Genomic DNA, 10,405 nt, shown 5'->3' with positions numbered 1-10,405 from the left:
GCCCGCTCCGTCGAGGAGCGGGCCCGCGGGCTTCGTGCTGCCGGGCCGCGGGGGACGGCTGGCGGCGTCACCCGTGGCGGGTCACTTGTCGAGGGCGTCCACACCGGCCCGGGCGAACTGCTCGTCCTGGTCCGCGCTCGGGGCGCCGGCCACGCCGACGGCCGCGATCGGGGCGCCCTTGACCTGGACCGGGGCGCCGCCGCCCAGGAACAGGGTGCCGGGGATGTCCTTCAGGTTCGGGGCCTGGGCCAGCCGCTTGACCAGCTCGGAGGTCGGCGCGTTCCAGGACACCGCGGTGTACGCCTTGCGCTCGGCGGACTCGAAGGACTGCGGGCCGGCGCCGTCGCCGCGCAGCTCGACGATCACGTTGCCGTTGCGGTCGACGACGGCGACGGAGATCTTCTGCCCGGCCTTGGCGGCGGCGTCCAGGCTGGCCTGGGCGGCCTTGGTGGCGGCCTCGACGGTCAGGTGGGTGGACTGGAAGGTGTTCTTGTTCTGGACGTCGGAGTTGACCGCGGTGGCGGGGGCCGCCTTCGGGGTCTCGGCGCTGGCGGAGACGGCACCGACGACGCCGGCTCCGACCGCGACGACCGCGACGGCCCCGGTGACGACGCGGGTGCGGGTGCTCGGCTGCTTCATTCTCGGCTCCTGTACGGGGATCGGGGTCTGGGTTCGGTGCCGGATCCCTGGTGCTCCGGCCTCGCACTCCATGTTTCGCCCCGGCACCCCCTCCCCGGATCGGCGGACCGGCTCGCTCCGCGGAGCATGATGGACGACATCCGTGTCAGCCGATCGGTGGATGCGCGGGCCGTCGTCCCGGTCCACCATCGCTATGACGGGCGTGACGCAGCGTGACCCCACGTGATCGCACGTCACGCCGCGCAGGTCCGCCGCGGTCCCGGCGGTCACCGGGCGGGAGACCACGGAAGCGGGAGACCACGAGAGCGGGAGACCGCGGAAGGAGGCGGCCATGATGCGTCAACCCCTGTCCCGGGCCATCGACCCGGACGCGGGCTGGCTCACCGTCGTGATGCGGCTGGCCTTCCTGCTGCTGCTCGGCACCTCGCTGGCCAGGTACCTCACCCACCACCTGTCCAGCCCGCTGGCCCCGTGGGTGGTGGGGCTGAGCCTGGCGCTGGCCGTGGGCCACCTGTCGGGGCTGTCCGAGCGGCGCCCGGCCTGGCTGACGGCGGTGCTGGCGAGCTGGGCGGTGCTGGTGCTGATGGCGCCGAGCTTCGCCTGGTGCGCGGTCCCGCTGGTGTACACGGTGCTCCGGGCGCTGCCGCCGCGGGCCGCGATCCCGCTGGTGACGGCGCTGACGGTGCTGGTGGTGGTCTCCGAGCTGCGGCTGCCGGGCGGCTTCGACCCGACGATGCTGCTGCTGCCCCCGGCGGTGGCCGCGCTGGCCACCGCGGTGTTCCTGTACATGCAGCGGCAGGGCGCCCGGCAGCGGAAGCTGATCGTCGACCTGATCCGCGCCCGGCGGGAGCTGGCCGCGGTGGAGCGCAGGCAGGGCGCGCTGGCCGAGCGGGAGCGGCTGTCGGTCGAGATCCACGACACGCTGGCCCAGGGCCTCTCCAGCCAGCGGATGCTGCTCCAGGCCGCGGAGCGGACCTGGCAGCAGGATCCGGCGGCGGCCCTGGGCCACGTCCGGACGGCCGCCGCGATCGCCGCGCGCAACCTCGTGGAGGCCCGCCGCTTCGTCCACGACCTCGCCCCGGCCGACCTCGCGGAGCAGGGCACCCTGGAGGCCGCCCTGGCGGCGCTGGCCGACCGGGAGGCCGCCGAGAGCGGCCTGGCGGTCCGCTTCCACCTGGACGGCGCCCCGGTGCCGCTGCCCGCCGCCGCGCAGTCCGCCCTGCTGCGGATCGCGCAGGGCGCGCTGGCCAACACCCGGGAGCACGCCCGGGCCGGGCACGCCTCGATCACCCTGTCCTACCTGGGCGACCAGGCCGTGCTGGACGTCGCGGACGACGGCCGCGGCTTCACCCCGGGCCGGTCCGGCCGGGGTGAGCGCGCCGAGCGGTCGGCTGCCGAGCGGTCGCCCGGTGAGCGGTCGCCCGCCGGGAGCCGCGGGCACGGGCTCCCGGCGATGCGGGCCCGGCTGCGCCAGCTCGGCGGCACGCTGACCATCGAGTCCGCCCCGGGCGAGGGCACGGTGGTCTCCGCGGCCATCCCGCTGGGGCACCGCTGAACCGGCCCCGCCACACCCCCGCCGTGGCATCGGCCGCCGGCGGCACCACGAGAGGAACGGCCCCGTGAACGACACCGTCCGGCTGGTCATCTGCGACGACCACGCCATGGTCCGGGCCGGGCTGCTGGCCCTGCTCTCCAGCGACCCGGCGATCGAGGTGGTCGGCGAGGCCAGCACCGGGGAGGAGGCCGTCTCGCTGGCCGCCGCCCTGCGGCCGGACGTGGTCCTGATGGACCTCCAGCTCGGCGCCGGGATCGACGGGGTGGAGGCCACCCGGCGGGTGCTCGCCGGGCCGGGCGAGAGCCACGTCCTGGTGCTGACCACCTTCGACACCGACACCGACATCAGCCGGGCGATCAACGCGGGCGCGACCGGCTACCTGCTGAAGGCGGAGAAGCCGGAGGAGCTGTTCGCCGCGATCCGGGCGGCGGCGGCGGGCCGGCCCGCGCTGTCCCCGCCGGTCGCCTCCCGGGTGATGGCCCAGATGCGCTCCCCGCTCCCCCAGCTCACCGACCGCGAGCAGGACATCCTCGACCAGCTGGGCCAGGGGCTCGGCAACCGGGAGATCGCCCGGGCGCTGTTCATCAGCGAGGCGACGGTGAAGACCCACCTCGGCCGGATCTACGCCAAGCTCGGCGTGGACACCCGCTCCGGCGCGGTGGCCATCGCCAAGGAGCGCCGCCTGCTGCGCTGACGACTCCCCCGGTCCCGAGGGTCCTTGACGGCCGAACAGGTACGGATGCCTCCTTCTCCGCCCCAACGGGCTTGCTCCGTACCGGACCTGACGAACCGGAACCTCCCGGGAGGTGCAGGAGCGGCGGCAGGCGGGTAGCCACACGGCACCCGCCACTTCTGACGCGAACGCGTAAGAAAGGCGCCACCCTCCGCTCACTTCCCCCTCGCCGGTCCGTCGTTCGGGCGCGACACGGTTTGGCCGGAACCGACGTCACGAAAGGCGGACGCGCACCATGCCGACCGCACCACCCGCTCCGGCGCGCCCGCGCCGCCTCGGGGAGCACGGGCTCGCCTGGGCGTTCCTGCTCCCCTCGGTCGTCGTCTTCGCCCTGTTCACCGCCTATCCGCTCGGGCGCACCCTGTACCTCAGCGCGCACGCCAACGACCTGTTCGGGGCGCCCTCCCGGTACGTCGGCCTGAAGCACTACACCGACCTGCTGGCCTCCGCCGAGTTCCGCGACACGCTGCTCACCACCGCCCTGTTCGTGCTGTTCACCGTCGTCCCCGGGGTGCTCGGGGCGCTGGCGGTGGTGCTGCTGCTGGAGGGCCGGATCCGCGGCGTGCGGCTGCTGCGCTCGGCCTTCGCGCTGCCGTTCGCCTTCTCGGTGGCCAGCGCCTCGGTGGTCTTCTCGGTCTTCTACAACCCCGCCAGCGGGGTGCTCAACGGGCTGCTCTCCCAGTTCCACCTGGGCCCGGTCGGCTGGCTCACCGACACCCGGTACGCGCTGCTCTCGGTCGCCGCGTCCACGGTCTGGATGAACCTCGGCTACAACGTGCTGGTGCTGTCCGCGGGGATCGGCTCGATCCCCGACGAGATCACCGAGGCCGCCCGGCTGGACGGCGCCTCCGGGCTGCGGCTGGCCCGCTCGGTCACCGTGCCGCTGCTCGGGCCCAGCCTGTTCTTCCTGGTCGTGGTCTCCACCGTGAACGCGCTGCAGGGCTTCGGCCAGATCCACGTCCTCACCCGGGGCGGCCCGGACGGCTCGACCCGCACCCTGGTCTACTCCGTCTACCAGAAGGCGTTCGCCTACGGCTCCAGCGACTTCGGCACCGCCAGCGCCCAGGCCGTGGTGCTGCTGGTGGTCGTACTGGCCTGCACCGCCGTCCAGTTCGGCGTCCTGGAGCGGAAGGTGCACTACGCATGACGACCGCCCGCAGCGAACCCGGCACCGACCCCGACGCCTCCGCCGCCCCGGCCCCCGGCGCCTCCGGTGCCCCCGCCGCTCCGGCCCGCACCGCCCGGCGGCCGCGCCGGGGCGCGCACGGCCGGCTCGGCACCGCCGCGGTGCACCTGCTGCTGCTCGCGGCCGTGCTGACGGTGCTCTTCCCGGTCTACTACGTGTTCGCCGGCGCCTTCATGCGCCCGGACGAGATCGCCTCCTACCCGCCCGCGCTGGTGCCGCACTCGCTCACCGGCCGGAACTTCTCCGGCGCCGTGCACGCGGTGCCGCTGGTCCGCCAGTACGCCAACTCGGTGCTGGTGGCGGGCCTGATCACCGCGGCGCAGCTGCTCACCTCGGTGCTGGCCGCGTACGCCTTCGTCTTCCTGCCGCTGCGGGCCCGCCGGGTGGTGTTCGGGGCGTTCCTGGCCACCCTGATGGTGCCGTGGGAGTCCGTGGTCATCCCCAACTACCTGACGCTGTCCGGCTGGGGGCTCGGCAACACCTACTTCGGGCTGGTGCTGCCGTTCCTGGCCTCGGCCTTCGGGACGTTCCTGCTGCGGCAGTCGTTCCGGCAGTTCCCGGCCGAACTGCGGGACGCCGCCCGGATCGACGGGGCGGGCCACTGGCGGTTCCTGTGGCGGATCCTGGTGCCGCTGAACCGGCCGGTGCTGGCGGCGCTCGGCGTCTACGTGTTCCTGTCCGCCTGGAACCAGTACTTCTGGCCGCTGGTCATCACCCGCACCGCCGAGATGCAGACCCTGCAGATCGGCCTGTCCACGCTGCGCGACTCGGAGATGGCCGACCCCGGCCTGATCCTGGCCGGCGTGGTGCTGTCGCTGCTGCCCACGCTGGCGCTGGTGCTGTTCGGCCAGCGCTTCGTCGTCCGCGGGCTGACCACCGGCGCCGTCCGCTGAGGCCCGCCCGACGCCCCCGCACCGCCCGCTCCCGCTCGACTCTCCGGTACCCGCCCTCGCAGAAGAGAGAAGACCCGTGAAGAAGAGTGCCCGCGCGCTCGCCGCCCTGCTGGTGTCCGGCCTGGCCCTGACGGCCTGCGACTCCGGCGGCTCCACCGGCGGCGGCTCCGCCGACGGCGCCGCGCCCGCCGCCTCCGCCCTGGACCAGGCGTCCGGGGTGACCACCGTCGAGTTCTGGCACTCGATGACGGGCAAGAACGCCGAGACGCTGACCGCCCTGGTCAACGGGTTCAACGCCGCGCACCAGGGGAAGATCGAGGTGAAGCCGGTCTTCCAGGGCAGCTACGACGACCTGATCGCCAAGTACAAGGCGTCCGTGCAGCAGAAGGCCACCCCGGCGCTGGTGCAGGTCTACGACATCGGCACCCGCTTCATGATCGACTCCAAGCAGACCGTCCCGGCCCAGGCGTTCGCCGACCGGGACGGCTACCCGCTGGACGACCTGCAGCCCAACATCCGCAACTACTACTCGGTCGGCGGCCGGCTCGCCTCGATGCCGTTCAACTCCTCGGTGCCGCTGCTCTACCTGAACACCGACGCCTTCGAGGAGGCCGGCCTCGACCCGGCGCAGCCGCCCACCACGCTGGCCGAGCTCGGCGACCTGGCGAAGAAGCTGACCAAGAAGGACGGCGGCGGACAGACCGTCAGGTACGGCTTCGGCGCGGCGGTCTACGGCTGGTTCGTCGAGGAGCTGCTGGCCGAGTCCGGCTCGCTCTACTGCGACGGCGACAACGGCCGCACCGGCAAGGCCGCCAAGGTGACCTTCGACTCGGCCAAGGGCGCCGAGATCGTCCAGTGGTGGGCCGACCTGGTCAAGGGCGGCTACGCGGCCAACACCGGCCGCCAGACCACCGACGCCCAGGCCGCGTTCAAGGCCGGCACGGTGGCCATGCACCTGGAGTCCACCGGCGTGCTGCGCGGCTACACCGAGGCCGCCAAGTTCACCGTCGGCACCGCCCCGTTCCCGAAGACCGCGGCCGGCGACCAGGGCGGCCCGGTCATCGGCGGCGCCTCGCTGTGGATCTCCGGCCCCGGCCACTCCGCCGCCCAGCAGCGGGCCTCCTGGGAGTTCGAGAAGTTCCTCGCCTCCCCCGAGCAGCAGGCCGCCTGGCACACCGGCACCGGATACTTCCCGGTCAACACCAAGGCGCTGGCCGTCCCCACCGACCAGGAGTGGGTGGCCAAGTACCCCCAGTTCAAGACCGCCGTCGACCAGATGGCCGCCACCAAGCCCACCCCCGCCACCGCGGGCTGCCTGCTCGGCGTGATGCCGCAGGCCCGCAAGGGCGTGGAGACCGCCATCGAGCAGACCGTCTCCGGCTCCAAGACCGCCCAGCAGGCGCTGGCCGACGCCGCGAAGGAGCTCCAACCCGCCGTCGACGCCTACAACTCCTCGGTGGGCTGACCCGGCCCGCCCGCCCGCACGGCGCACGGCCCGGACGCGGGTGCGCGTCCGGGCCGTGCGAGGCGGAAGGCGGCGGACGAGTCGGCCTGTACGCCGGGTTCTGTCTCCCGGGCCGCTCGCGCGGGCCGGGGAGGCGGCCATCCATCTAGGGCTGCCGTTGCCGACAGCCTCGTGCGGTCTACCCGCGAGCTCGGGCGAGCAGCCCTCGAACACCCGCGCACGGTGCCCGGGGGCACCGATCTTGACCTTGCTCCGAGTGGGGTTTACCGAGCCGGCCGAGTCACCTCGGTCGCTGGTGGTCTCTTACACCACCGTTTCACCCTTACCCGCTGCCGAAGCGGCGGGCGGTCTGTTTTCTGTGGCACTGTCCCGCGGGTCACCCCGGGTGGGCGTTACCCACCACCCTGCTCTGTGGAGCCCGGACGTTCCTCGGCGGGCCCCGAAGGGACCCGACGCGACCGCCCGGCCGGCTCGTCCGCCGTACTGGTCATCGTAGCCGCTCGGCGGGAATGCTCCCGCACCGCCCGGTCAGGCCAGGTGTTCGCAGGCCGTGTAGGCGGAGCGGTACTCGGGGGTGCGGGGATCGACGCCGGTCGCCGGGCCGAGCCGGTAGCCGCCGTAGACGTCCGGGTCGGGGAAGCGCGGCACGCCGTTCAGGCGCATGCAGGAGGCGTACAGGGCGGCCGCGGTGGTGGCGGTCGCGGCCGGGGCGGGCCGGGGCGCGGCGGCGCGGGGCGGGGTGGCGGAACAGCCCGCCAGGAGCAGGGCGGCGGCTACCGGCAGCAGGAGGGCGGTGCCGTGCTTGGTGGTCATGGGTGCGGGTTCCTCGGGCGGTCGGTCTCGGGGACGGGGGGTGGGCGGTCATGCGGTGCGCAGCGCCTCGGTCGGGGCCATCCGGGCCGCGCGGAGGGCCGGGAGCAGGCCGGCGACGGCGCCGATGGCGATCGAGGCGCCGAGTCCGCCGCCCCAGGCGAGGGCCGGGACCACCGCCTCCCAGTGCTTCACCCGGGCGTAGACGGCGGTGGCCAGCACGCCGAGCCCCACCCCGGCGACGCCGCCCAGGGCGGAGAGCAGCACCGCCTCGGCGAGGAACTGGAGGCGGATGTCGCCCCTGGTCGCGCCGAGCGCCCGGCGCAGCCCGATCTCGGCCCGCCGTTCGAGCACCGAGATGACCATCGTGTTGGCGACACCGATCCCGCCGACCAGCAGGGCCACCGCGCCCAGGCCGAGGAAGAGGCCATTGAGCGCGGACTGCGCGGCGGCCCGGGCCTCCAGGGCGGCGGACGGGCGGCTGACCTGGACCTCGTTGGCGGCGGCCGGGTTGGCGGTCGCCGCCAGCACCCGCTGCACCTCGGCGACCCGGTCGGTGTCGGTCCGCACGTAGACGGTGGACGGGTGGCCGTCGAAGTCCAGGTACTTCTTCGCGGCCTCGTAGCCGACCAGCACCGCGGCGTCCAACTCGGGGGTGAGCGGGGCCCGGTCGAGGATCCCGGCGACGTAGAACCACTGGCCGCCGACCCAGATCCGCGCCCCGGGGTGGACCTCGGGGAGGCCCAGCCGGAGGGCGGCGTCGTGGCCGAGCACGGCCACCGGTTCGGTGGCGGTGGCGGCATTGAGGTAGCTGCCCTCGGCGACGGTGGTGCGCACCGCGGCCGGGAGGTCGAGGCTGGCGGCCTCGACGGTCAGCGAGTTGGTGTTGAGGCTGGGGACGTACGGGTTGCGGAAGGCGTGCGCGGTGGTCAGGCCGGTGCTCTGCACGGTCTGCACCGGGCCGATCCGGGCGATCATGTCCGGTGCGTCGAGCGGGAGTTCGGCGGTCCCGCCGCCCAGTTGCCGGCCGGGCGAGACGGTCAGCAGGTTGGTGCCGAGCCGGTCGATCCGGGCGAGCAGCCCGGCCTGCGAGGAGGCCGAGAGGCCGAGCACGGCGACCATCGCGGCGACCCCGATGGCGATGCCGAGGGCGGAGAGCGCGGCGCGCATCCGCCGGGTCCGCAGCCCGACGCTCGCGGTGCGGGCGACGTCGGCCGGGTGCAGCCGGCCGGGCGCGGCGGGGGGTGCGGTGCTGGGCGCGGTGCCGGGTGCGCCGGTGGGTGCGGTCATCGCGGCGGCTCCCCGTCAGCGGTGCCGGGCCCACCGGGCGCGCCGGGCGCACCGGCCTCTCCGTCCGCCCAGACGTCGGCGACGATCCGGCCGTCCAGCACCTCGATCCGGCGGGGCAGCCGGGCGGCCAGTTCCCGGTCGTGGGTGATCATGACGATGGTGCTGCCCTCCGCGTTCAGCTCCCGGAGCAGGGCGAAGATCGCGGCCCCGTTGACGCTGTCGAGGTTGCCGGTGGGCTCGTCCGCGAGCACGATCGCCGGGTTCCCGGCCAGCGCCCGGGCGATGGCCACCCGTTGGCGTTCGCCGCCGGAGAGCTGGGCGGGGCGGTGGCCGGCCCGGTGGGCGAGGCCGACGCGTTCCAGGGCGGCCGCGGCGGCCCTGGTCCGGGCCCGGTGCCGGGCGCCGGAGTAGAGCATGCCGTCGGCGACGTTCTCCAGCGCGGTGGCGTTCTGGGCCAGGAAGAACTGCTGGAAGACGAAGCCGATCCGGGTCGCCCGCAGCCCGGCCAGGGCCCGGTCCGACATGGTGGCGATGTCGTCGCCGACCACCCGGACCGTGCCGGAGGTGGGCCGGTCCAGGCTGCCCATCACCTGCAGCAGGGTGGACTTGCCCGAGCCGGACGGGCCGACGACGGCGATCAGTTCGCCGCGGCGGACGGTGAAACTGGCCCGGTCCATCGCCAGCACGGGGGAAGCCCCCGGGTAGACCTTGGTCACCTCCTCCAACTGGAGGACGGGTTCGCCGAGCGGGCGGCGGAGGGGTGCTGCCGTGCTGCTGCTCATGAGGACGGCACCACCACGTTCTGCCCGGCTTCCAGGCCGTCGCCGCTGACCTGCACCTCGCCCGCGCTGTCGTCGAACAGTCCGGTCCGCACCGCGACCAGCCGGTGCGCGCCGCCGCCGTCGACCACCTCGACCGCGTAGCCGCCCCCGGCGAGCGCCAGCAGGGCGTTCACCGGGACGGACAGCACGTCCTGCACGGTGTCGGAGACGATCGACACCCGGACCGGTGCCTGGTCCAACTGCCCGGTGGCCGCCGGGTCGTCGGGGGTGATCCGGACCTCGACGGTGGTCGCCGTGTCGGTCCTGGCCGCGACCTTCCCGACCTCGGCCACCGTGCCCGTGGTGGTCTTCCCGGTCGGCAGGGTGATCTCCACCCGGTTGCCGACGGCCACGCTGGACTGCCGGTTCGCGTTCAGCGCGACCGACACCTGACGCTCCGTCGAGGACGCCTCGACCACCGGCCCCGGGCCGACGCCGCCGCCGGGCACCACCGCGACCTTGGTGATCCGCAGCTCCTCGGCCTGCACGAACACCGCCTGCCCGAGCGGCAGGTCCCCGGTCTTCTCCAGCCCCACCGCGCCCTGCAGTTCGCGCAGCGCGTTGTACGTCGCCCGGCCGAAGTAGTCGGACTCCGGGTCGAGCCGGCCCCCGTCCGTGTGGCCGAGCTCGGCCAGCGCGGCGTTCAACTGCCGGACGTCCACGCCCTGCATGCCCCAGGACAGCGTCCGGTAGACCGGCACGTAGGCGCCGTGCAGCAGGACGACCGGCTTGCCGTCGACCTCGTACAGCGCTTGGCCCTGCCGCACCACGTCGCCGACCGCGGGAAGCCGGGTGGCCGTCCCGTTGGCCCGGTTGACGACCTGGTAGCTGCCGGCGTAGCCGAGGGTGCCGTTCTCCTGGGTGCGGGCCGACAGCGCGCCCCTGGTCACCGGCGCCACCGCGGCCCGGACCTGGGCCCGGTCCGTCGGCGCCGCCGCCCGGCCGAACGGGTCGGTGACGATCCTGGTGGTGTCGGGCCCGACGGTGGTCGGGCCGCTGCTGAACTTCGTCCG

General features: G+C 74.4%; 10 protein-coding genes and 1 other RNA gene. 5 read left to right on the top strand and 6 right to left on the bottom strand.

The window, feature by feature from the left end; all coding sequences use genetic code 11:
- Positions 1-81 precede the first annotated feature (81 nt).
- Positions 82-639 carry a GlcG/HbpS family heme-binding protein gene (locus ACWEO5_RS36280; RefSeq protein ID WP_452166367.1) on the bottom strand — a complete coding sequence of 186 codons (558 nt, stop codon included), beginning with the start codon at positions 637-639 and terminating at the stop codon, positions 82-84.
- A 331-nt stretch (positions 640-970) separates the two neighbouring features.
- Here ACWEO5_RS36280 and ACWEO5_RS36275 point away from each other — a divergent pair, with 331 nt between their 5' ends.
- The 5 genes from ACWEO5_RS36275 (at position 971) to ACWEO5_RS36255 (ending at position 6,471) form a co-directional block, all read left to right on the top strand.
- Complete coding sequence (locus ACWEO5_RS36275) at positions 971-2,194, top strand: sensor histidine kinase (RefSeq protein ID WP_452166366.1); 1,224 nt, start codon at positions 971-973, stop codon at positions 2,192-2,194.
- A 64-nt stretch (positions 2,195-2,258) separates the two neighbouring features.
- Positions 2,259-2,888 (top strand): response regulator, encoded by a 630-nt coding sequence (locus ACWEO5_RS36270; protein WP_452166365.1) that lies wholly within the window; start codon positions 2,259-2,261, stop codon positions 2,886-2,888.
- 274 nt (positions 2,889-3,162) lie between these two features.
- Complete coding sequence (locus tag ACWEO5_RS36265) at positions 3,163-4,074, top strand: carbohydrate ABC transporter permease (RefSeq protein ID WP_452166364.1); 912 nt, start codon at positions 3,163-3,165, stop codon at positions 4,072-4,074.
- On the top strand, positions 4,071-5,006 hold the full coding sequence (locus ACWEO5_RS36260) for a carbohydrate ABC transporter permease (protein ID WP_452166363.1): 936 nt from the start codon (positions 4,071-4,073) through the stop codon (positions 5,004-5,006). The genes ACWEO5_RS36265 and ACWEO5_RS36260 overlap by 4 nt, the downstream gene beginning before the upstream one ends.
- Before the next feature lie 76 nt (positions 5,007-5,082).
- The gene (locus ACWEO5_RS36255) at positions 5,083-6,471 is read left to right on the top strand and encodes an ABC transporter substrate-binding protein (protein WP_452166362.1); all 1,389 of its coding nucleotides are present in this window, start codon (positions 5,083-5,085) and stop codon (positions 6,469-6,471) included.
- Between the two features lie 73 nt (positions 6,472-6,544).
- On the opposite strand, the gene rnpB is transcribed toward ACWEO5_RS36255, so the two are convergent.
- The 5 genes from rnpB to ACWEO5_RS36230 all read right to left on the bottom strand — a co-directional run.
- Positions 6,545-6,945: RNase P RNA component class A (gene rnpB, locus ACWEO5_RS36250), an RNA gene on the bottom strand.
- A 54-nt stretch (positions 6,946-6,999) separates the two neighbouring features.
- A complete protein-coding gene (locus ACWEO5_RS36245) occupies positions 7,000-7,284 on the bottom strand; it encodes a hypothetical protein (protein WP_452166361.1) in 285 nt (94 codons plus the stop codon).
- A gap of 48 nt (positions 7,285-7,332) precedes the next feature.
- The gene (locus ACWEO5_RS36240; RefSeq protein WP_452166360.1) at positions 7,333-8,571 is read right to left on the bottom strand and encodes an ABC transporter permease; all 1,239 of its coding nucleotides are present in this window, start codon (positions 8,569-8,571) and stop codon (positions 7,333-7,335) included.
- A complete protein-coding gene (locus tag ACWEO5_RS36235) occupies positions 8,568-9,353 on the bottom strand; it encodes an ABC transporter ATP-binding protein (RefSeq protein ID WP_452166359.1) in 786 nt (261 codons plus the stop codon). Before ACWEO5_RS36235 ends, ACWEO5_RS36240 begins: the two co-directional genes overlap by 4 nt.
- Positions 9,350-10,405, bottom strand: a 1,056-nt coding sequence (locus tag ACWEO5_RS36230; RefSeq protein WP_452166358.1) for a peptidoglycan-binding protein, incomplete at its 5' end; no start/stop codon positions are given. The genes ACWEO5_RS36230 and ACWEO5_RS36235, both read right to left, overlap by 4 nt.

This window comes from Kitasatospora sp. NPDC004272, from assembly GCF_053603035.1.
Note: the sequence above shows the minus strand (reverse complement) of the source record. Positions and strands in the feature narration are given on the sequence as shown.